The sequence below is a fragment of the Pantoea sp. SGAir0175 genome, from assembly GCF_043547855.1.
The window spans coordinates 4,048,050-4,068,683 of the sequence record NZ_CP028081.1 but is presented as its reverse complement, the minus strand read 5'-3'; the positions used below and the strand labels follow the sequence as shown (position 1 = coordinate 4,068,683).

Annotated in this window: 20 protein-coding genes; 7 read left to right on the top strand and 13 right to left on the bottom strand. The window is 58.5% G+C overall.

Annotated features, from left to right (window positions below; translation table 11 throughout):
* Nucleotides 1–167 precede the first annotated feature (167 nt).
* The 4 genes from yihX to fabY are packed head-to-tail and all read left to right on the top strand — an operon-like array spanning nucleotide 168 to nucleotide 3,078.
* Complete coding sequence (gene yihX, locus C1N56_RS19005; protein ID WP_021507115.1) at nucleotides 168–764, top strand: glucose-1-phosphatase; 597 nt, start codon at nucleotides 168–170, stop codon at nucleotides 762–764.
* A 6-nt stretch (nucleotides 765–770) separates the two neighbouring features.
* The gene (locus tag C1N56_RS19000) at nucleotides 771–1,637 is read left to right on the top strand and encodes a virulence factor BrkB family protein (protein ID WP_021507114.1); all 867 of its coding nucleotides are present in this window, start codon (nucleotides 771–773) and stop codon (nucleotides 1,635–1,637) included.
* Nucleotides 1,634–2,071 (top strand): D-aminoacyl-tRNA deacylase, encoded by a 438-nt coding sequence (dtd, locus tag C1N56_RS18995; protein WP_021507113.1) that lies wholly within the window; start codon nucleotides 1,634–1,636, stop codon nucleotides 2,069–2,071. The genes C1N56_RS19000 and dtd overlap by 4 nt, the downstream gene beginning before the upstream one ends.
* A gap of 59 nt (nucleotides 2,072–2,130) precedes the next feature.
* A complete protein-coding gene (fabY, locus tag C1N56_RS18990; RefSeq protein WP_021507112.1) occupies nucleotides 2,131–3,078 on the top strand; it encodes a fatty acid biosynthesis protein FabY in 948 nt (315 codons plus the stop codon).
* 205 nt (nucleotides 3,079–3,283) lie between these two features.
* Here the strand turns inward: fabY and C1N56_RS18985 are convergent, their stop codons facing one another.
* The 3 genes from C1N56_RS18985 to C1N56_RS18975 all read right to left on the bottom strand — a co-directional run bounded on the left by C1N56_RS18985 (nucleotide 3,284) and on the right by C1N56_RS18975 (nucleotide 7,500).
* Complete coding sequence (locus C1N56_RS18985) at nucleotides 3,284–4,963, bottom strand: AsmA family protein (RefSeq protein ID WP_058780493.1); 1,680 nt, start codon at nucleotides 4,961–4,963, stop codon at nucleotides 3,284–3,286.
* Between the two features lie 122 nt (nucleotides 4,964–5,085).
* Nucleotides 5,086–6,474, bottom strand: a complete 1,389-nt coding sequence (locus C1N56_RS18980) for a nucleobase:cation symporter-2 family protein (protein ID WP_021507110.1) — start codon at nucleotides 6,472–6,474, stop codon at nucleotides 5,086–5,088.
* A gap of 90 nt (nucleotides 6,475–6,564) precedes the next feature.
* Nucleotides 6,565–7,500, bottom strand: coding sequence for a quinone oxidoreductase family protein (locus tag C1N56_RS18975; RefSeq protein ID WP_394516972.1), 936 nt, complete (start codon nucleotides 7,498–7,500; stop codon nucleotides 6,565–6,567).
* Between the two features lie 69 nt (nucleotides 7,501–7,569).
* Here C1N56_RS18975 and C1N56_RS18970 point away from each other — a divergent pair, with 69 nt between their 5' ends.
* Nucleotides 7,570–8,055: a MarR family winged helix-turn-helix transcriptional regulator gene (locus tag C1N56_RS18970; protein ID WP_058775457.1), complete on the top strand. Its 486-nt coding sequence runs from the start codon at nucleotides 7,570–7,572 to the stop codon at nucleotides 8,053–8,055.
* Here C1N56_RS18970 and recG read toward each other — a convergent pair.
* From recG to gmk, 5 genes are read right to left on the bottom strand one after another with little or no spacing between them, the layout of a single operon-like run.
* Nucleotides 8,052–10,130, bottom strand: coding sequence for an ATP-dependent DNA helicase RecG (gene recG / locus C1N56_RS18965; protein ID WP_059011671.1), 2,079 nt, complete (start codon nucleotides 10,128–10,130; stop codon nucleotides 8,052–8,054). The two genes, C1N56_RS18970 and recG, sit on opposite strands and share 4 nt — an antisense overlap.
* Nucleotides 10,127–10,822, bottom strand: coding sequence for a tRNA (guanosine(18)-2'-O)-methyltransferase TrmH (gene trmH, locus C1N56_RS18960; protein WP_031279638.1), 696 nt, complete (start codon nucleotides 10,820–10,822; stop codon nucleotides 10,127–10,129). The genes recG and trmH overlap by 4 nt, the downstream gene beginning before the upstream one ends.
* Before the next feature lie 3 nt (nucleotides 10,823–10,825).
* Complete coding sequence (gene spoT / locus C1N56_RS18955) at nucleotides 10,826–12,937, bottom strand: bifunctional GTP diphosphokinase/guanosine-3',5'-bis pyrophosphate 3'-pyrophosphohydrolase (protein WP_021507105.1); 2,112 nt, start codon at nucleotides 12,935–12,937, stop codon at nucleotides 10,826–10,828.
* A 20-nt stretch (nucleotides 12,938–12,957) separates the two neighbouring features.
* Nucleotides 12,958–13,233, bottom strand: coding sequence for a DNA-directed RNA polymerase subunit omega (gene rpoZ / locus C1N56_RS18950; RefSeq protein ID WP_021314198.1), 276 nt, complete (start codon nucleotides 13,231–13,233; stop codon nucleotides 12,958–12,960).
* A 57-nt stretch (nucleotides 13,234–13,290) separates the two neighbouring features.
* On the bottom strand, nucleotides 13,291–13,914 hold the full coding sequence (gmk, locus tag C1N56_RS18945; RefSeq protein WP_021507104.1) for a guanylate kinase: 624 nt from the start codon (nucleotides 13,912–13,914) through the stop codon (nucleotides 13,291–13,293).
* Between the two features lie 238 nt (nucleotides 13,915–14,152).
* Here gmk and ligB point away from each other — a divergent pair, with 238 nt between their 5' ends.
* Complete coding sequence (ligB, locus tag C1N56_RS18940; RefSeq protein ID WP_394516971.1) at nucleotides 14,153–15,922, top strand: NAD-dependent DNA ligase LigB; 1,770 nt, start codon at nucleotides 14,153–14,155, stop codon at nucleotides 15,920–15,922.
* On the opposite strand, the gene C1N56_RS18935 is transcribed toward ligB, so the two are convergent.
* Nucleotides 15,836–16,453: a trimeric intracellular cation channel family protein gene (locus C1N56_RS18935; RefSeq protein WP_031279636.1), complete on the bottom strand. Its 618-nt coding sequence runs from the start codon at nucleotides 16,451–16,453 to the stop codon at nucleotides 15,836–15,838. The two genes, ligB and C1N56_RS18935, sit on opposite strands and share 87 nt — an antisense overlap.
* Before the next feature lie 288 nt (nucleotides 16,454–16,741).
* On the opposite strand from C1N56_RS18935, the gene C1N56_RS18930 reads away from it, so the two are divergent.
* Nucleotides 16,742–17,431, top strand: a complete 690-nt coding sequence (locus C1N56_RS18930; protein WP_394516970.1) for a response regulator transcription factor — start codon at nucleotides 16,742–16,744, stop codon at nucleotides 17,429–17,431.
* A 79-nt stretch (nucleotides 17,432–17,510) separates the two neighbouring features.
* Here the strand turns inward: C1N56_RS18930 and C1N56_RS18925 are convergent, their stop codons facing one another.
* The 4 genes from C1N56_RS18925 to C1N56_RS18910 form a co-directional block, all read right to left on the bottom strand.
* On the bottom strand, nucleotides 17,511–18,155 hold the full coding sequence (locus C1N56_RS18925; protein ID WP_021507100.1) for an oligosaccharide flippase family protein: 645 nt from the start codon (nucleotides 18,153–18,155) through the stop codon (nucleotides 17,511–17,513).
* A gap of 74 nt (nucleotides 18,156–18,229) precedes the next feature.
* On the bottom strand, nucleotides 18,230–18,496 hold the full coding sequence (locus tag C1N56_RS18920) for a hypothetical protein (protein ID WP_058771008.1): 267 nt from the start codon (nucleotides 18,494–18,496) through the stop codon (nucleotides 18,230–18,232).
* 436 nt (nucleotides 18,497–18,932) lie between these two features.
* Nucleotides 18,933–19,328: a hypothetical protein gene (locus C1N56_RS18915; RefSeq protein WP_021507099.1), complete on the bottom strand. Its 396-nt coding sequence runs from the start codon at nucleotides 19,326–19,328 to the stop codon at nucleotides 18,933–18,935.
* Nucleotides 19,329–19,449: 121 nt separating this feature from the next.
* A complete protein-coding gene (locus tag C1N56_RS18910; RefSeq protein ID WP_394516969.1) occupies nucleotides 19,450–20,592 on the bottom strand; it encodes an alanine racemase in 1,143 nt (380 codons plus the stop codon).
* Between the last annotated feature and the right edge of the window lie 42 nt (nucleotides 20,593–20,634).

The following is a 20,634-nucleotide window of genomic DNA, read 5'->3' as shown; positions in this document are numbered from 1 at the left end:
ATAAGCCCCGCACCCGCGGGGCTTTTTTTTGCCTGCCGTCTGAGGCAGCGCGACCCGCACGAAATCAGACCCCGCTTGCGGAATGCGGATTTCCCCTAAGCGTACCTGTTCAGGCTTGCCTTTTACCGCTAGAGTGAATGATCCAGGGAACGTAGAGGAGAGGTGTCATGCTGTACATCTTTGATTTAGGCAATGTGATTGTTGATATCGATTTCAATCGGGTACTCGGCGTCTGGAGCGATCTGGGACGCGTGCCGCTTGCCACGCTGCAGAGCCGTTTTCGCATGGACGAGACCTTCGAGCAGCACGAGCGGGGCGAAATCAGCGACCCGGAGTTTGCTGCCCGGCTGTGTGACCAGCTCGATATTGCCCTGAGCTATCCGCAGTTCACTGCGGGCTGGCAGGCGGTGTTTGTCGGCGTGCGTCCGGAAACGCTGGCGATCATGAACCAGCTGCGCGCCAGCGGCGAGCGCGTGGTGATTCTGTCTAACACCAACCAGCTGCATTTCGAGTTCTGGCCAACGCAGTATCCGGAAGTACAGCAGGCTGCCGACCACATCTATATGTCGCAGGATATCGGCATGCGCAAACCAGAAGCGCGCATCTGGCACTACGTACTGGAGCATGAAGGCTTCACCGCCGATCAGGCGGTATTCTTTGATGACAACCAGGCTAATGTTGATGCGGCGCGCGCGCTGGGCATTGAGAGCGTGCTGGTCGAAGATGCGAAAACCGTGCCTGACTGGTTTGCGAGCCGTCGCTGAGTGACCATGCGAACTCATCTGCGCCACTCGGCGCATGCGTTTTTCCTGTGGATCAAACTGCTGTGGCGCCGCATCGATGAAGACAACATGACTACGCAGGCCGGTAATCTGGCCTACGTGTCACTGCTGGCGCTGGTGCCGCTGATTGCCGTGGTATTCGCGCTGTTTGCCGCCTTCCCGGTGTTCTCCGACATCAGCGTGCAGCTGAAGAACTTCATCTTCACTAACTTCATGCCGGCCGCCGGGGATGTGATTCAGCGCTATCTCGATCAGTTTGTCGCCAACGTCAATAAAATGACGGCAGTGGGGGCTGTGGGGCTGATAGTCACTGCGCTGCTGCTGATGCACTCGGTCGACAGCGCGCTCAACGCCATCTGGCGCAGCGACAAGCCGCGCCCGATGGTTTACTCCTTTGCGGTCTACTGGATGATCCTGACGCTGGGACCGCTGCTGGCCGGTGCCAGTCTGGCTATCAGCTCTTATCTGCTGTCGCTGCGCTGGGTGAACGTGACCGGCGTCACCAGCCTGATCGATCAGGCGCTGCGCATCTTCCCGCTAGTACTCTCCATTCTCGCCTTCTGGCTGCTGTACAGCATTGTGCCGACGCGGCGTGTGCCGGGACGCGATGCGTTGATAGGTGCGGTGGTCGCGGGTCTGCTGTTCGAGCTGGGCAAAAAAGGCTTTGCGCTCTATGTTACGATGTTTCCTTCGTATCAGTTAATTTACGGCGTGCTGGCGGTGATCCCCATCCTGTTTCTGTGGGTTTACTGGACCTGGTGTATTGTGTTGTTAGGCGCGGAAGTGACCGTCACGCTGGATGACTATCGCCAGTTAAAACAGCAGGAACGCGATAAAGAACGAGAGGAAACATGATTGCTTTGATTCAGCGTGTGACGCGCGCCAGCGTCAGCGTAGATAACGCCACGGTGGGCGAAATTGGCGCCGGTCTGCTGGTGCTGCTGGGGGTGGAAAAGGGCGATGATGAGCAGAAATCACAGCGCCTGGCGGAGAAAGTGCTGGGCTACCGCATTTTTGGCGATGAGAACGACAAAATGAATCTCAGCGTACAGCAGACAGGCGGTAGCGTGCTGGTGGTTTCGCAATTCACCCTGGCGGCCGACACGCAAAAAGGCATGCGTCCCTCTTTCTCTGGCGGCGCGCATCCGGCGGAAGCGGAGCGCCTCTATCACGACTTCAGCGATCGCTGCCGGGCGCTGGGCGTCACCACCGCCAACGGGCGCTTCGCCGCCAATATGCAGGTTTCGCTGATTAACGATGGTCCGGTGACCTTCTGGTTACAGGTGTGAGATTTTTAGCCGAGCGGCAAGGGATCAGCCACGCAAGCTCCGAACGAGAGAATCACTTTATGTATCATCTTCGCGTACCGCAAACGGCGGAAGAGCTGGATATGTATTACCAGTTCCGCTGGGAAATGTTACGGAAGCCGCTGCGCCAGCCGCAGGGCTCAGAACGTGATGCCTGGGATGCGCTGGCGCATCACCAGATGGTGGTGGATGAGCACGGCAAACCGGTAGCGGTAGGCCGGCTGTATATCAATGCGGAAAATGAAGCGGCGATCCGCTTTCTGGCGGTGCATCCGTCGGTGCAGGGCAAAGGGCTGGGTACGCTGGTGGCGATGACGCTGGAGTCGGTGGCCCGCCAGGAAGGGGCCAAACGCGTCACCTGTAGCGCGCGCGAGGATGCGGTGGAGTTCTTTGCCAAGCTCGGCTTTGTCAATCAGGGCGAAATTACCGCACCGCAAACCACGCCGGTGCGCCACTTCCTGATGATTAAACCGGTGGTGACGCTGGATGATATTCTGCATCGCGCCGACTGGTGCGGACAGCTGCAGCAGGCGTGGTACGAACACATCCCGCTGAGCGAAAAGATGGGCGTGCGCATTCTGCAGTATACCGGGCAGAAGTTTGTTACCACCATGCCGGAAGCCGGCAACCAGAACCCACACCACACGCTGTTTGCCGGCAGCCTGTTTTCACTCGCCACGCTTACCGGCTGGGGATTGATCTGGCTGCTACTGCGCGAACGCCATCTTGGCGGCACCATCATTCTGGCCGATGCACATATTCGCTACAGCAAACCGATCAGCGGACGGCCCGGCGCCATCGCCGATCTCGGCTCGCTGAGCGGCGATCTCGACCGGCTGGCGCGCGGACGAAAAGCACGCGTACAGATGGAGGTGGAGCTGTTTGGGGATGATGAGCTGGGCGCGGTGTTTGAAGGTGTTTACATCGTGTTACCCGCCGATCCCGACGGACCGCTGGAAGAGGGCGGTTCAGGCGCGCGTATTAATTAACCACGCAGCGCGCAACAAAACCACAGGGTCACTCTGCATGGCGTAATGCTTGCCAGCTAAGATTCAAATGCATTCAACAACAGTTGCATTTTTGGTAGCGGCGCAATTTATTGCGCGATAAATCGCGCCGCTACAAATATTGTGCGATTTGTGATGGCCTGACGCGCCCGCATCGCGCTTTTCAGCGCGATCGGTCATGCAATCATCACTGCACCTGCCCGCCACGCATCGTCTGCTGCAGCGACTGCGTATCCGTCGTCACCGACAAACTGCCTTCTGCGCTGGCACGCAGCGGGGCGCCCGCGCTAAGCGAGCCCTTCAGCTGCAGCTGCAAATTACTGCTGCCGCTCAGCGGCAGCGCAGGCCAGCCCCAGTTTTGCAGCACGTTTGCCGGTACCGCCTGGCCTTTCAGGTTCAGCGTAAACGGACGCTGTGCTTCCTGTCCTGCGGTTGCCGTGCCTTCCAGTAATCCGCTACCGTTGAAGGCGCTCATCTCGCTGACCTCAATCTGCCGATCGCTGGCGTTCAGGCTAATCGACGGATGGCGCAAATCGGTGCGGTTAAAGGTGGCTTCCGCCGCGTTAAAGCTGGCTTTGCCCGCCCAGATGCCCCATTGATGCTGGCGCGCCAGCAGCAGATTCTCTGCATTACCGTCGAGCGCGGTCATCTGGAACGGGAAGGCCGGATTAATATCAATCACCAGGTTACGGTTAGCGGTCGCACGCTTCACCAGCACGCTATCCAGCCAGCCCGGCAGCGTCTGCTGCCAGCGATCGCGCCAGTTTTGCGGCAGCGTGTATTCCAGGCCGGCAATGGCTAAATCGTCAAGCGTCAGGCGCTTATCGCTGCGCGTCCAGCTGCCGCTGGCGCGAATCACGCCGTTGACCCAGCGGGAGCTGAACTGCGTCAGCTGAATGCCCTGCGGTGAGAATTCGGCGTTGACGATCGGATCGTTGAGTTCAAAGCTGCCGTTAATAAAGTTGCCGGCGTTCATGGCCAGCGAACCGTCGTCGCTCTGCCAGTCATCGCCGCGCAGCGTGATGTTCTTCAGGGTCAGATCGAGATCGGTCACCGCCCAGTCCGGGCCCTGCAGGCGCGCATCGGTCATATCCAACCGGTTAATGCTCACCGAAGGCACGTCACGCAGCGGACTGAGGAACTCGCTCAGGCTCTGCTGGGTTTGCAGGCGAATATCGTTAAGACGCAGCTGGTTGATTTGCCAGTTACCCTGCGCGTCGCGCTCGGCACGTCCGGTCATTGAGCCGCGCGCCAGATCGGCGCCGATATTGCTCAGCACCAGCCGGCGTTTGGCGATATTGCCCTGCAGCAGCACGTTGTTACCGGCGACGCCGTCCAGCGTCATGGCACCTGCGCTCATCTGGAACTGCGCATCGCTGCCCAGCATATCGTCAGGCGTGGGCTTCCACGGCACAATGCCGCCGTTGACCCGCTGCGCCGCCAGCGGCAGGGCGCTGTGCGGGCTTTCGATCTGCACATTATTGAGCTGCAGCCGGTTGGCCTGAATCGGCAGCGTGGTTTGTGGTGACTGGTTAGCGAGGTTGATGTCGCCGTCGCGCACTTCAATGCTGTCGAAATGCAGCGGATCGCTGAACTGCACCAGTGCCAGACCGAGATCGACGCGCTTCGCCACCAGCACCGCCGGCTGGCCGTCGTGGCCGAAGCTGAAGTCATCCAGGATGATGTGGGAAGGCGAGGAGAAGTTGTGCTCAATCTTACTCAACGACAAATGCCAGGCGGTTTTATCGCTTACCCAACGGCTAAACCAGCCTGCGCCCCACTGGGTTTGCAGCAGCACATAGAGAACCACCAGCGCCAGCAGAATCAGCAGTAACAAGGTAAGGAAAAACTTGCCTAAAAATTTCATCGCATCCATCCATCCCGATATTTATCCGGTGAGTGGTTGTTATGCCTGAATTACCGTTACAGCTCAACAGCCTGGATGAAAAAGCGGATAAATAACAGGCAGGCCGTAGCCTGCCAGCAGCATTACTTTTCCTGCGGAAAGACGAGGTTAAGCACGATAGCGGTGATACCCCCGGCGGCGATGCCGGATGACAGCAGGGTTTTCAGCCAGTCCGGGGCAAATTGCAGAATCAGCGGCTGTTGCGATACGCCGAGGCCCACCGCCAGCGACAGCGCGATGATCATAATGGCGCGGCGATTGAGCGGCTCGCGCGACACGATACGCACGCCAGAAGCGGCAATGGTACCAAACATCACGATGGTGGCACCGCCCAGTACCGGTTCCGGAATATGCTGCACAAAGCCGCTCACCGCCGGGAACAGGCCGAGTACGATCAGCATCAGCGCCACCACAAAGCCCACGTAGCGGCTGGCCACGCCGGTCAGCTGAATCACCCCGTTGTTCTGACCAAAGCAGGAGTTAGGGAAGGTGTTGAACAGCGCCGACACAAACGAGTTGAGACCATTGGCCAGCACGCCGCCTTTCAGACGCTTCATATACAGCGGACCGCTGACCGGCTGTTCGGAGACATCGGAGGTGGCGGTAATATCGCCGATGGTTTCCAGCGAGGTCACCATAAACACCAGCATCAGCGGGATCAGCAGATTCCAGTCAAAACCCAGGCCGTAATAGAGCGGCGATGGCACGGCCAGCAGCGCCTGGTTGGTTGGTGCAGAGGTAGCGGGCAGCATATCCAGCGCCCAGGCCAGCGCATAACCCACCGCCATGGCGATCACCAGCGACGCGACGCGCAGATAAGGGTTGCGCTGGCGGTTGAGCAGGATGATAACCACCAGCACGGCACCGGCCAGCAGCAGATTTTTCGGCGCCCCAAAGCTGTGATCGTTCATGGCGGCGAAGCCACCGCCAATCGAGGTCAGGCCGACCTGAATCAGCGACAGACCGATAATCATCACCACAATGCCGGACACCAGCGGCGTGATGATGCGGCGTGCGAGGTGCAGCACGCGTGACAGCAGCATCTCGGTACAGGAAGCCACCATCAGGGTACCAAACAGCGCCGCCATCATGGTTGGCACATCGGCGCCGCCGTTTTTCAGCGCCATACCGCCCATGATCAGCGGCGTGACAAAGTTAAAGCTGGTGCCCTGAATCGACAGCAGGCCAGAGCCCACCGGTCCCCAGGTTTTAATTTGCAGAATGGACGCCACGCCCGAAGCAAACAGCGACATGCTGATGATGTGCTGCGTGTCCTGCGCCGGTAAGCCGAGCGCCTGGCAGATCAGCAGTGCCGGGGTAATCACCGCCACAAACATCGCCAGCAGATGCTGGCAGGCAGCAAACAGCGTTTGCGGCAGCGGCGGACGATCTTCAAGACGGTAAATCAGTTCACTTTTGCTCTCGCCTGGCGCAGTGGCAGGCTGGCGGGATTCAGCAGTATTGACGGACATGGTGGCTTCTCAATAACAACAAAGGGGCGATTTTAAACGGTTGCGTTGTGAAAGCAATCGTTTGCAATACCCCTTTTAGTTGCGATTGATCTAGAGCGTAAACACGGTGCGGCAGCGGCTGTCATCCTGCTGCCACGCCTGCTCTACCTCACTCAGCGGACGCTGCTGAAAAGCGATGGAGAAGTCACTTTCAGCGGCGGCGTTCAGCATCTCACCAATACAGGCGATCAGTTCGCTGTCAGAGACGCTGCCCAGTCCGCTGCCCATCAGCGTCAGCCCGGATGAGCGCAGCAGTTTACTGTGCAGTGCGATCTCCTGCCCGCTGAGCGAGCCAATCTGCACGAAGCGCACCGTTTTCTCACCGCCGGCCACGGCCGCATGCATGATGTCGAGCGCACTCTGGCCCCACAGATAATCCAGCACCACATCAATGCCCTGCTGCATCAGCGCTGGCAGCGCGCCGGGCAGTTCATCCAGCGTCAGGATGATATCCGCGCCCTGCGTGCGCAGCTGCTCCAGCACCGCGCGGTTACGGCCGGTGGCGATGATTTTCCCGGCACCGAGGTGACGCGCAATGCGCACCGCCAGCCCGCCGGAGGTGCCGGTTGCGCCGTTGATCAGCACGGTTTCACCTGCCTGAAACTGCGCGCGACGCGTCAGTGCGGCCCACGAGGACATGCCGGGATTGGCGATTGCCGCAGCCAGCAGCGGATCAAGCGTCGGCGGCAGCGCAACCACCGCCGCAGCCGGCACCCGGGTCTGCTGCGCCATACTGCCCCACGGTGCGCTAAAGGCGAGAAAATAGACCGGATCGCCGTTGCTCAGCGTGCCGGTGCCATCAATACCGGCGATAAACGGATAGTGGCTATCGGCGCTGTAATGGGCGCCGGCAGCTCGCGCTTTCGCCAGCTGGCTGATGGCGGCGGCCTTCACCGTCACCACCACATGCTGTTCATCGGCCTGCGGTGCCGGGAAATCGGCCCATACCGGTTTCTCACCTGCGGCACTGACAATAGCTGCTTTCATGTTTCACCTTCAGTTCATCGGATAATATGTGTAATATGCACACATTAGGCCTGCTCTGGGATGACGTCAATGAAAAGCGTGCAAAATACACGTAATAATGCCGGTTTCGATGATTTGCACAACGCGCTGCTAATGATCGTCGGCACCTTTAATCGTCCGCAACGCGATGAATTATTAATAAAAGAGTCCGGTATCCAGCTGGATCGTGCCCTGTTTCCGCTATTGATCCAGATTGGCCGCTTTGGTCCCCTCGGCGTGGTCGAGCTGGCCGATCGCGCCGGGCGCGATTACACCACCGTCAGCCGCCAGGTGGCGAAGCTGGAAGAGCTGGGGCTGGCGCAGCGGCAGAAAAATGTCAGAGACAAGCGGGTCAATGAGGCGGTGATCACGGCGGCGGGAAAAGCGATGACGGATAAAATCGACGCGGCGCGCACCCAGATCTATCAGCAGCTGTTCGCTGGCTGGCCAGCCGAAGAGCGCGCTGAGTTAACGCGCCTGTTACAGCGCTTCGTCGGGGATTTTATGGCGGTGGATCGACAGCCGCAGCTGGATTAAGCGTGGCTGTAGCGCTCGGTTTCCGGCAGCCAGCGCTCGATCAGCGCCTGAGCCTGTTCAGGATAATGCTGGTGGATATGGCGCGCCACGCGCTGAACTTCCGGAATCATGCTTTGATCGCGCAGTAAATCGGCAACTTTAAACTCGGCGTTGCCGGTCTGGCGCGTGCCGAGCAATTCACCCGGACCGCGAATTTCCAGATCGTGCTGGGCGATGACAAAACCGTCGTTACTGTCGCGCAGCACCTGCAGGCGTTTCTGCGCGGTTTTACTCAGCGGCGCTTTGTACAGCAGCACGCAGTGTGAGGCGACGGCACCGCGGCCAACGCGTCCGCGCAGCTGATGCAGCTGCGCCAGACCAAGTCGTTCCGGGTTTTCGATGATCATCAGGCTGGCGTTGGGCACATCCACGCCGACCTCAATCACCGTGGTGGCCACCAGCAGCTGGATTTCGTTGGCCTTGAACGCCGCCATCACCGCCTGCTTCTCTGCCGGCTTCATACGCCCGTGTACCAGACCGACCTGCAGGTCCGGCAGCGCCACTTTCAGCTCCTGCCAGGTGGCTTCCGCCGCCTGCGCTTCCAGCACGTCGGATTCATCGATCAGCGTACACACCCAATAGGCCTGACGGCCCTCGTGGCAGGCGCTTTGCACCCGGGTGATGATGTCGCTGCGGCGGGTATCGGGAATTGCCACCGTGGTCACCGGCGTACGGCCCGGCGGCAGCTCGTCAATGGTTGAGGTATCGAGATCGGCGTAGGCCGTCATCGCCAGGGTGCGCGGAATCGGGGTGGCGGTCATGATCAGCTGATGTGGATGGAAACCCTGCTCTTCGCCTTTTTCCCACAGCGCCAGCCGCTGATGCACGCCGAAACGGTGCTGCTCATCAATGATCACCAGCGCCATACCGTTGAATTTCACCTGTTCCTGGAACAGCGCGTGCGTGCCCACCACCATCGCCACCTGACCGCTGGCAATCGCCTCCTGCTGCGCTTCGCGCGCTTTCCCTTTCTGTTTTCCGGCCAGCCAGCCAACTTCCACGCCAAGCGGCGCAAACCACTGGCGGAAATTACTGGCGTGCTGTTCAGCCAGCAGTTCGGTCGGCGCCATCAGCGCTACCTGCTTGCCGTGGGCGATTACGTTCAGCGCCGCCAGCGCAGCCACCAGCGTTTTACCGGAGCCGACATCACCCTGCACCAGGCGCATCATCGGGAAGTCGTGCGCCAGATCGCGCTCAATCTCTGCAACCACGCGCCGCTGCGCCGCGGTGGGGGAGAATGGCAGCGCGGCCAGCAGTTTATCCACCAGTTCGTGGCGTGCCGGCATGGGCAGGGCGTGATGGCGCTGCGCGCCGGCGCGTACCGCCAGCATGCTGAGATTGTGCGCCAGCAGCTCTTCGAGGATCAGACGCTTCTGCGCCGGATGACGGCCGGTTTCCAGCTCGCTCAGGCGCAGGTCCGGCGGCGGCCGGTGCAGGGTGCGCAGCGCCTCCGGCAGGCTGATCAGACCGCCGCTCAATTCCGGCGGCAGCAGCTCGGCAATCGGGCAGCTCTCCAGCAGCGTCAGTGCCTGATCGGTGAGATTGCGCAGCGTGGCCTGGCGAATACCTTCGGTGGTGGGATAGACCGGCGTCAGGGTTTCCTGCAGCTCAACGCCACCCAGCTCGCCCTGGACGCGATACTCCGGATGAATGATTTCGGCGCCGCGCTGACCGCGTTTGATCTCGCCATAAGCGGTGACGCGACGGCCCGGCGCCAGGCTGTTTTTCATGCCGGCGTTGAAATTGAAGAAGCGCATGGTCAGCACGCCGCTGCCGTCGCTGATCTGGCATACCAGCATGCGGCGGCGGCCAAAGGTGATTTCGCTGTGCAGCACTTCACCTTCCACTGTCGCCCAGATGCCGGGCAGCAGATCGTTAATTTTGTACAGCTGGGTGCGGTCTTCGTAGCGCAGCGGCAGATGCAGCAGCAGATCCTGAATGGTAAACAGGCCGAGTTTCGCCAGCTTACCCGCCTGGCTGGCGCCGACGCCGGTCAGGGTACTGAGCGGAATGGCATCCAGCAGACGGCCTTTCATTTTTTACCCGTCGCTTGCATGGTGGACCACCAGGCGGCATCGGCTTCGACTTCGCCCTGCGCGTTGATGTGCGGATAGGGCAGGCCTTTCTGCTTCGCTACGCGCGCCAGCACCGGATAACCGCCCTCAAACAGCAGGCGCTGCTGCTCATCCTCGTCCAGCAGGCTGTGCTGGCGGCGATACATGCCGGCGTTTTGCCGCTGGCGCTGGGCTTCATACAGAATCAGTGCGGAGGCCACGGAGACATTCAGCGACTGCACCATACCGACCATCGGAATGATGATATCGCGATCGGCCAGCGCCAGCGCTTCAGCAGTGATGCCGGTTTTCTCCTGGCCCATCAAAATACAGGTCGGTTTGGTGTAATCGATCTCACGGAAATCGACTGCTTTGTCTGACAGATGGGTCGCCAGCACCTGCATGCCGCGATCTTTCAGATGGCGCACCGCATCAGCAATGTGGCGATGGGTTTTCACCTTCACCCAACTGTTACTGCCCGCCGACGCGGACACCATGGTGCGCATACGCACGCTGGGCCATACCGCGTGCACTTCGTGGATGCCGACGGCGTCGGCGGTGCGGATCACCGCAGAGACATTGTGCGGCTTATGCACCTGCTCCATGCAGACGGTGAGATCGTGCTGGCGCATGGCCAGCATCTCCTGGATACGAGCAAAACGTTGAGCGTTCATGCACTAATTACGGTTACGGTGAACTTTAATCACGTCCGGCATCACGCGGATTTTACGCATGATATTGGCCAGATGGACGCGATCGTTCGCGGTGAGGCGGATGAAGGCGCTGTAAACGCGGCCGTCACGCTCTTCGGTATTGAGGCTTTGAATATTCGAACCTGCGGTATTGATTGCCGCGGTCAGGTTGGCCAGCGCGCCCTGGTGGTTAAACATATCCACCTTAATCTCGGCGACAAACTCCTGATCGGTCACTTTATCCCATTCAACCGGCATGAATTTTTCCGGTTCTTTCTGGTAGCCGCGAATGTTACGGCAGGATTCGTGATGCACCACCAGACCTTTACCGGGGCTGACGTGCGCGACAATCGGGTCGCCAGGAATCGGACGGCAGCACTTGGCGAAAGTGATCAGTACGCCATCAGCGCCCTTGATTGGCAGCTTTTTGCTGCGCTTACTGCTGCCAGATGACGGTTCGCTGCCGGATTGCAGCAGGTTCTTCGCCACCACTACGCTCATGGCATTGCCAAGGCCAATCTCCGCCAGCAGATCGTCGATGCTGGAGAGCTTCATACGCTCCAGTTCCTGCTGAATATTCTCCGCCGGAATCTCGGCCAGTTTTTTGCTGCCGCCGAGCGCGTGGCTCAAAAGACGACGACCGAGGTTAACGGAATCTTCGCGCTTGAGGTTTTTCAGCAGCTGGCGAATTTTGGCACGCGCTTTTGAGCTCACCACAAAGTTGAGCCACGCGGCATTTGGCCGGGCGCCAGGTGCGGTAATGATTTCAATCGTCTGGCCGCTGGTCAGCGCCTGCGACAGCGGATACGGCTGGCGATCGACGCGCGCACCGACGCAGGCGTGGCCGATATCGGTGTGCACCGCATAGGCGAAATCCACCGGCGTGGCGCCAGCGGGCAGTTCGACGATACGGCCTTCCGGCGTAAACACGTAGATCTCATCCGGGAACAGATCGGATTTTACGCTCTCGATGAATTCAAACGAGCTGCCAGCGCTCTGCTGCAGTTCCAGCAGGCTTTGCAGCCAGCGCTGGGCGCGAATTTGCGCGGTGGTACCGCTTTCGCCGGCTTCTTTATAAGCCCAGTGGGCCGCCACCCCCATCTCCGCCATCTGATCCATATCTTCGGTACGGATTTGCACCTCAACCGGCACGCCGTGCGGGCCGATCATCGAGGTGTGCAGTGACTGATAGCCGTTGGCTTTGGGAATGGCGATGTAATCTTTCACGCGTCCGGGACGCGGTTTGTACAGGCTGTGCATCTGACCGAGCACGCGATAGCAGGTATCGAGGTCTTTCACGATGACGCGAAAGGCATAAATATCCATGATCGAGTGAAATCGCTGCTCTTTCAGGTGCATTTTGCGGTAGATCGAATAGAGATGCTTTTCACGTCCGCTGACGCGGCACGGAATGCCGGCTTCCTGCAGACGCCCGTCGATTTCCGACAGGATCTTCTGAATCATCTCTTTACGGTTACCGCGCGCCGCTTTCACTACCTCTTTAATCACGCGGAAACGGTTTGGATAGAGCGCTTCAAAGCCGAGCTCTTCCAGTTCCGTTTTCAGGTGATGAATACCGAGGCGGTGCGCCAGAGGACTGTAAATCTCCAGCGTTTCCAGCGCGATGCGCCGTTTTTTATCCGGACGCAGCGCACCCAGCGTGCGCATGTTGTGCGTGCGGTCAGCCAGTTTGATCAGGATGACGCGAATGTCCTGCACCATCGCCATGATCATTTTGCGGAAGTTTTCAGCCTGCGCTTCTTTCTTGTCGCGGAATTTCAGCTTATCGAGCTTGGAAACGCCTTCTACCAGCTCGGCCACGCTTTTTCCGAACAGCTGTTCCATGTCCTGATAGGTGGCGGGCGTATCCTCAATCACATCATGCAGCAGCGCCGCCATCAGCGTTTCGTGGTCGAGCTTCATCTCGGCCAGAATGCAGGCAACCGCAACGGGATGGGTGATATAGGGTTCGCCGCTGGAGCGTGTCTGGCCCTCGTGGGCATCACGTGCGACAAGGTAAGCTTGCTTGAGGCGCTTGATTTGCTCCTCAGGCAAGTATTTTTCAATCAGCTGATTGAGGCTTTCAAACAGATACAAGGTTGACCTGCAGAGTGCTGTTAACGACGACCTTCAGCGATAGCGGTAACGGCTTGTAACTCAGCGGCTTCCTGCTCTTGCTGTTCCTGACGATCACGGACATCCAGAATCTGGTTGGTGATCAGGCCTTCTTCGATTTCGCGCAGGGCGATAACGGTGGCTTTATCGTTCTCTTCCGGAACCAGCGGATCTTTGCCGCCTACCTGCATCTGACGTGCACGACGTGCAGCGACCAACACCAGGTCAAAACGGTTACCAACTTTCTCTACTGCGTCCTGAACGGTTACGCGTGCCATAGGTGTGCTACTCCACAGATGATGAAGAAATGACTGGGCATAATACTGAAAGTGACTTCAGACTGCCAATAGTTTGCTGATTAAAGCATCATGTCGCGCTTTCTGGCGACCCATACGCAGACGTTCTGCGCGAATAATGGTTTTCAGATCCGACAGCGCCAGATCGAAATCATCATTAACAATCAAATAATCGTATTCGGCATAGTGGCTCATTTCTGCCACTGCCTGCGCCATGCGGCGGGCGATCACCTCTTCGCTGTCCTGACCGCGGCCGCGCAGGCGGCGATCCAGCTCTTCGGTGGACGGCGGCAGAACAAAGATACTGCGGGCGGCCGGCATTCTCTGGCGAATCTGCTGCGCGCCCTGCCAGTCAATGTCGAGAAACACGTCAACGCCGGTCGCCAGCACCTGCTCAATCGCCGCGCGTGAGGTGCCGTAATAATTGCCAAACACTTCCGCATGCTCAAGGAAAGCATCCTCGGCGATCATGCGTTCGAATTCAGGCTTTGAGACGAAAAAGTAGTGTTCACCATGCGCTTCGCCGGGGCGCACGCCGCGGGTGGTATGAGAAACAGACACCTGCGTATCGTACAGCGGTTGTGTCTTTAACAGCGCCTGAATCAGGCTGGATTTACCTGCGCCGCTGGGGGCGGAAACAATATAGAGCGTGCCTTGAGCCATGGTTATCTTGAATTGAGTAAAGAGCGGAGTCGATTTCCTGCACAGTATACACGGCTTAAGCGCAGCACGCAGCGTTTGCCGCCCGCACGCGGCAATTCTTTTTCTGTGCGCGCCCTCCAGCGGCAGCGCAACTTTCTGCAATTCGCACAAAAACCCGTCAGTCTCGCTCCACAATCGGCTTTTTAACGCTGGTGTCACTCACCGCGGCACGCTGCAATCAGCAAAAAAGGAGGCGACGATGAAAGGATGGAGATGGCTGGGGGCGATGTTGCTGGCGGGATGTGCGAATGGGATGGCGGTTTGTCCCAACTGGTCACCGGTGCGCGCTGAACAGGAGATGGGCGTGCTGCACAACCAGCTGCGCCACTGGGATGATACCTACTACCGTCAGGGGCAAAGCCAGGTAAGCGATGCCGATTACGACAGCCTGCAGCAGCGCTTACAGCAGTGGCAGCGCTGCTTCACGCCGGCGTTGCCCGGCTATACGGCACAGCTCAGCACTGACGGCAGCACGCTGCACCCGGTGGCGCATACCGGCGTGCGCAAGCTGCGTGACAAGCTGGCGGTGGCCTACTGGATGCAGGATAAACCGGCACTGTGGGTGCAGCCGAAAGTCGATGGCGTGGCGGTGACGCTGGTGTATCGCCACGGCGAACTGGCGGGCCTGATCAGCCGGGGCGACGGACTGCGCGGTGAACAGTGGCTGGCGAAAGCGCAGCACATTGCGGCGATCCCGCAGCATATCGCGACCGACCGTGCGGAAGTGGTGTTGCAGGGCGAACTGTTTCTGACGATGACCGATCACCATCAGGCGCGCGACGGCGGTCAGAATGCGCGCGCCCAGGTGGCGGGCGCCATGATGCGGCGCGAAGCCAGTCCGCTGCTGTCGCGCATTGGCGTGTTTATCTGGGCATGGCCGGATGGGCCGCCGATGATGCAGGCGCGGCTGGCGCAGCTTACGCAGTGGGGCTTTGCCCTGACGCAGCAGTGGAGCCGCCAGGTCAGCAATGAGGAGGAGGTCGCGGCCTGGCGTGAGCGCTGGTATCGCCAGCCGCTGCCTTTTGTCACCGATGGTGTAGTAATTCACCAGTCACCGCAGCGCGTCGGACGCGACTGGCAGCCCGGGCAGGGCAGCTGGTCGGCCGCGTGGAAATATCAGCCTGCCGAAGTCAGCAGCGAAGTGCTGTCGGTGGATTTCAACGTCGGACGTACCGGCAAAATTGCCGTGGTGCTGAACCTGCAGCCGGTGCAGCTGGAGGATAAAACCGTCCGGCGGGTCAATCTGGGCTCGCTGCGTCGCTGGAAGCAGTGGGATGTGATCGCCGGCGATCAGGTCACGCTGTCGCTGGCCGGGTTGGGTATTCCGCGGCTGGAACGGGTGATCTGGCGCGTGGCGCAGCGCGACTATCCGCCGCCGCCGCAGGACGACGCATTCAATCCACTGAGCTGCCTGCACTTCAGCCCAGGGTGCCGCGCGCAGTTTCTGTCGCGTCTCAGCTGGCTGAGTCACAAGTCGGTGCTGGATATTGCTGGCATGCAGCGCAGTAGCTGGCAGCGCCTGCTGGACGGCGGCAGCATCAGCCACCTGTTCTCCTGGCTGACGCTCACGCCAGAGCAGATTGCGCAGGCGCAGGGCATCTCCACCGTACGCGCCCGGCAGATCTGGCATCGCTTTAACCTGACGCGCCAGCAGCCGCTGCGCCGCTGGATCAGCGCGCTGGGCTTACCGCTGCCGCGCACGGCACTCCAGGCGTTGCCCGATACGCAGTGGTCGCAGCTGCTGGCGCGTTCAGCCGACAGCTGGCAGCAGCTGCCGGGTATCGGCAACATCCTGGCACAGCGATTGGTGACGATGCTGCAGGATGCGCGTCTGCAGTCACTGATTCACTTTCTGCAGCAGCAGAATATCCCGGCGCAGCCGTCAGTGCTCGGGGTGGGGGTAGTTGAAAATCGGCAGACCGAGGCGGAAGCGCAGCGCCAGCAGGCGGGCGAAGAAGCCGAACAGTAGCGTGATGATCACCACCACTTCATGTGCCAGCGGTGTTTTCAGCAGCAGGATATACATCCAGCCGGAGGCAAAAGCGATGCCGGCGTACAGCTCTTTCTGGAACACCAGCGGAATGCGGTTGCAGAACATATCGCGCAGCACGCCGCCAAAAACGCCGGTTATGACTGCGGCGATGGCGGCGATGATCGCCGCATGGCCGGAATCCAGCGCAACCTGTGCGCCGATAATCGAGAACACCACCAGACCCAGCGCATCCAGCACCAGAAACACTTTACGCAGATGATTCATCAGCGGCGCGACAAAGGTGGTGACCACGGCCGCCGCCGCGACGATCATGATGTATTCCGGGTGTTTCACCCAGCCGAGCGGATAATGGCCCAGCAGAATATCGCGCACCGAGCCGCCGCCAATCGCCGTGACCGACGCAATAATAATGACGCCGAACAGGTCCATTTTGCGTCGGCCTGCCGCCAGCGCACCGGTCATTGCTTCGGCGGTAATACCAATGATGTACAGGACGGTTAATAACATAGAGCACTCCAGTAAACTGGCGGCAAGGCTAAAGATTTCCCAGAGTGTAGACCACTGAGATTTTCTAAAAAAATGTTTTCGGATTAGCCATGCTGATGGCGAGCCTGCTGATGGGCTTGTTACAGAGGAACTGCAGTTGTCAGCCGGTGTTTTCGCATCAATAAAAATGATGCGAGACGGCGGAACGACCCTGATTTAAGTTTCGCCGATGATGTGTCGTACCTGATTAATGCCTGCTCATTCAGGCTCATCATTTACGGGCGCGACGTGCAGCAACTCTGGACAGGCATGAAAAAACACAGCGAAGACATCCTCTACTACTCCTCCGATAAGCTGGCGGCACTCGGGCTGGAAAGCCTGCTGACGGCATTACCGGTAGGCTGCCGGGCGCATGAGCTCTGGTCGCTCAGTACCGTCATCTCGCAGTGTGAAAAGCTGCGACCCCGCTTGCTGGTGTTTATCTTTCACGAAAATATGCCGCTGAGTGGCACCTTCAAAGTGCTGTATGCGCTGCAGCAGCAGTTTCCGGCTATGCAGGTGCTGGTACTGACGCGACGCCTGTTGCCGATGATGCACGCCCTCAGTCGTTATCTGCCCGGACTCAGCGTCCTCGATTTAAAATCCTCACACACCGCGCTGTGTCGTTGCCTGCTGGCCTGTATCGCCGGCGGGATACCGCAGTTGCAGGAGGGGGCTGACATTCTGCTACCGGACCGGCAGCTACGGGTGCTGCTGATGATGGCGTGGGGCTACAACACGGAGCAGATTGGTAACCGGCTCGGTATCAGCCATAAAACGGTGAATGCACACAAGCTAAATGCGCTTACCCGCCTGCAGGTGAAAAGCAAAAACGATATGGCCGATCTGTTTATGGTGATTGACGAGCTGCGCATGCTGGTGGGATGGCTGCGCCTGCACCGCAATGGCAAGCTGAGCGAGCTGGCTTATCATTCGCTGGAAGAGTTACTGGAAGCATAAAAAGAAAAAAGCGTGCTGGTAACCAGCACGCGAACGCATCTTGCAGATGCCCAGAGCCCACCATACAGACTTGTTGTTATTATCCGTTTCTTGCTCGCACTGCGGCGAAAGCTTTCAGGCTAAAACGGTACTCCGGCTGGAACCAGGGACGTCCGTAGTAGCAGTAGATCAGCATTCTGATGGAAACCATCGCCAGGTAACCCCAGATGGCGCACAGCACTGACGGCGTCAGCCACACGGTAAACAGCGTGACCGCCAGCCCTGCCAGCACGGAAGACGTTTCCGTAAAGGCAATGCGCGTAAATTGTTTTTCCCGTTGCAGGATGGCGCGATAGTGCTGCCCCTGCGGAATAATAATAAAGATGACGGAAATCATCTCCAGCATAATTGCCAGTTCCGGCTGTCCCATTACTCGGCTGTAAATGTCACTGCCGATAAACAGCGCGGCAAAAATAAATAGACCGCTTAATACATTACCCCAGTAAAGCGTCGAGAGTTCGCTGTTATTTAAACTTTGATAGCGAATAAGTGCGTTACCGAAGCCGCGATCGGCTAGTGTATCAATCACTAATAAGATCACTACGGCAATCGCGAGCAAATTGAGCTCATTTGCCTGCAGGATTTGCGCCAGCAGTGAAAGTTGTAATACCCCAATGCCAACGATTTTTATGGATGACAACACTGACCATTTGGCGCTGGCCAGATTTCTTTCGCGTATCGCCATACTCTGCTCATTATGGTACATGTACCAGTGCAATTAAGGGTTCACCCGGGCGGCGGCCCAGAGTACAGATCACATCAATGCAGCGCTTCCTGTCGCAGTCCTGAGATACCTTTCAGTACCGGCCACGTCGCGATGCTGTTAATTAAGTGATGCTCTGATAATAAAATGATGCCCCTGGCGCGTAATTGTTGTGGCGTCTGCGCGGTATCTCCTCCGGTCAGGAGGAAATCCGCGAGATCGTTATAAAATCCTTTTGCATTATTATATTTCCCGGCCAGTATCCGTCTGGCAATCTCAACAAATTCTTTTTCAGATAACAAAGGATAGGTTGAGCGATCCATGTTATGTCCCTGCTGTTTTTATTATTAAGTACTGCTGTGTGTGAAGGAGTTATACCGTGTTTTATTTAAATTAACACCATAAGAAAACTCCTATAAATCGACTGCAGGAATAAATGGTTTCAGAATATGGATGTGAATATATAAGTTCTGGTCTTTACAATTTATTAGTCCTTTTCCACCTTTTATGGCGCTGCAAAGTTGAACAAGTCAGTGCACAGGAAAAAACAGAGATAAATCAGAAGCACTCAGCTCTCGCCAGTCCGGCACGACCAGGAATTTTCCCGGTTATGACGCTTTAGCCAGACTGGTGAATGGTGCGAAAATGCGCTTTGCGCGCGGTGAAACAGTTAAACACCGCTGCGCGAAAAAAATGCCGCTTTTTAGCGATTGCGTCCAGCGCAGGATAAAGGGCGGCTGGTGGGATAATGCATTGATTCTAATGGGTTAACAGATGCAGGAGGCGCTCGAGATCGCGTTTTACCCAGGCAACATCCCCGGCGAACTTCTCATCAGACATCAGCGGCTGACGATAAACCACCATGACGACTTCGGCACCCTGCTCGTTGGCAATGACCCGCATCGGCATATAAATCTCTTTACCGCTGCCGGTGTCAATCCAGTGATCCATCACGCCAAACGGGTTATAGGGAGTGAAACGAATCTTCACTGTGCCTTCCGGGCCTTTCGCTTTCCAGTACTGGCCTTCCTGCGTCAGCGTGCTGCTGCTCAGGCCGCTGGCCCACTTTGCAAAACATTCAGGTTTCCAGATGGTTTCGTACAGATCTAACCAGTTACGGGGAATGGTGAGCGTCACTGTCTGAGATGGCAGCATGGAGCCTCCGCGGGGCAGGTAAACGACAAATTAAACCTGAAACATCGCCTGTCACCTTAACTGAAGGTCACCGGACTGCAAACGGCCCGGTGACGGAAGTGTGCTGCAACAGCGTTTTCTGTCAGATAAAACGACCGCGGCCCTGAATGTCATGCAGTTCGGCGCTGCCGTCGGCCTGACGCAGCACGAAGCGATCGGATTGCGCTACCACCGCACAGCTGTGGTTAGGGAAGATGCGCAGCAGAGCGCCAACTGCAGGCGCATGTTCGCCATAGGTTAAAAAGCCGTGTTCTTCCGACAACTTCTGCACTTCGTACTGATGGCCATGCTCGTCCACCGCGATGCCGAAACCGCTGGCATTGGTGCCGTGCGGGCCTTTGTCCGAGCTCAGCATTTTGGATCCGGCATCAATGATGGCGTAATAAGGATTAACGGCCACCACGCGCGTCACGACTGTTAACGCCAGCGCATCCGCCTCACACAAGCCCAGACGCCAGGCGGTGAGATCCAGCAGGGCATAATTACCGGGGCGAATTTCATCGCTGCCGGCGGCTACCGGTGCCGCCAGCGCCGTGGGCGTGGAGCCAACCGAGACGGGACAAGGGGCAAAACCGGCATCCAGCAGCCGCCGTTGCAGGTCACGCATCAGCGCGATCTCCTGCTGCGCCACCTCAGCTATCGCCGTGGCATGACCCGCAGCGTACGCATGACCCGCATGCGAGATCAGCCCGGCGAAGGGCAATCCGCTGGCGACAATCTGCTGCGCCAGCGTCAGCGCGCTATCGCTATGCGGATCGACGCCAACGCGATGCAGACCCACATCCACTTTAATGGCGATCGCCAGCGCGCAGTCCGGCTGCTGTTGATGGGCGGCGACAATGGCGCTCACGCCCGACGCGCAATCTGCGATGCAGGTAATGCGCGCCTGATGCTGTGCCGCCAGCTGCAGCAGTTCGGTCAGCGCGGCGGCGTGCACCACGGGATAAGCCAGCAGTACATCGCGTGCCCCGCCGTGCACAAAAGCCACGCCTTCGCTCGGTTTCGACACAGTAATGCCGCGCGCACCCAGCTGGCGCTGCTGTTCAGCGATCCAGACGCTTTTATGGGTTTTGATGTGGGGACGCAGCGCGACGCCGGCGGCATCGGCTTTCTGTTGCATCAGTTGCAGGTTACGCTGCAGGCGCGCAGCATCAACTTCCAGGTAGGGCGTAAGCCGGTCGGCGTGCAGCGGTCGCAGCCAGCCTGCTGTCTCAGAGTGTTCCATTATAATAGTCCGCAGGTTATGTCTTGGTGCGGACTATCATTC

Bases quoted from the DNA above. Each gene is read 5' to 3' on its own strand.
- yihX (WP_021507115.1), top strand. From the start codon at position 168: ATGCTGTACATCTTTGATTTAGGCAATGTGATTGTTGATATCGATTTC.
- C1N56_RS19000 (WP_021507114.1), top strand. From the start codon at position 771: ATGCGAACTCATCTGCGCCACTCGGCGCATGCGTTTTTCCTGTGGATC.
- dtd (WP_021507113.1), top strand. From the start codon at position 1,634: ATGATTGCTTTGATTCAGCGTGTGACGCGCGCCAGCGTCAGCGTAGAT.
- fabY (WP_021507112.1), top strand. From the start codon at position 2,131: ATGTATCATCTTCGCGTACCGCAAACGGCGGAAGAGCTGGATATGTAT.
- C1N56_RS18985 (WP_058780493.1), bottom strand. From the start codon at position 4,963: ATGAAATTTTTAGGCAAGTTTTTCCTTACCTTGTTACTGCTGATTCTG.
- C1N56_RS18980 (WP_021507110.1), bottom strand. From the start codon at position 6,474: ATGTCCGTCAATACTGCTGAATCCCGCCAGCCTGCCACTGCGCCAGGC.
- C1N56_RS18975 (WP_394516972.1), bottom strand. From the start codon at position 7,500: ATGAAAGCAGCTATTGTCAGTGCCGCAGGTGAGAAACCGGTATGGGCC.
- C1N56_RS18970 (WP_058775457.1), top strand. From the start codon at position 7,570: ATGAAAAGCGTGCAAAATACACGTAATAATGCCGGTTTCGATGATTTG.
- recG (WP_059011671.1), bottom strand. From the start codon at position 10,130: ATGAAAGGCCGTCTGCTGGATGCCATTCCGCTCAGTACCCTGACCGGC.
- trmH (WP_031279638.1), bottom strand. From the start codon at position 10,822: ATGAACGCTCAACGTTTTGCTCGTATCCAGGAGATGCTGGCCATGCGC.
- rpoZ (WP_021314198.1), bottom strand. From the start codon at position 13,233: ATGGCACGCGTAACCGTTCAGGACGCAGTAGAGAAAGTTGGTAACCGT.
- gmk (WP_021507104.1), bottom strand. From the start codon at position 13,914: ATGGCTCAAGGCACGCTCTATATTGTTTCCGCCCCCAGCGGCGCAGGT.
- ligB (WP_394516971.1), top strand. From the start codon at position 14,153: ATGAAAGGATGGAGATGGCTGGGGGCGATGTTGCTGGCGGGATGTGCG.
- C1N56_RS18935 (WP_031279636.1), bottom strand. From the start codon at position 16,453: ATGTTATTAACCGTCCTGTACATCATTGGTATTACCGCCGAAGCAATG.
- C1N56_RS18930 (WP_394516970.1), top strand. From the start codon at position 16,742: ATGAAAAAACACAGCGAAGACATCCTCTACTACTCCTCCGATAAGCTG.
- C1N56_RS18925 (WP_021507100.1), bottom strand. From the start codon at position 18,155: ATGGCGATACGCGAAAGAAATCTGGCCAGCGCCAAATGGTCAGTGTTG.
- C1N56_RS18920 (WP_058771008.1), bottom strand. From the start codon at position 18,496: ATGGATCGCTCAACCTATCCTTTGTTATCTGAAAAAGAATTTGTTGAG.
- C1N56_RS18915 (WP_021507099.1), bottom strand. From the start codon at position 19,328: ATGCTGCCATCTCAGACAGTGACGCTCACCATTCCCCGTAACTGGTTA.
- C1N56_RS18910 (WP_394516969.1), bottom strand. From the start codon at position 20,592: ATGGAACACTCTGAGACAGCAGGCTGGCTGCGACCGCTGCACGCCGAC.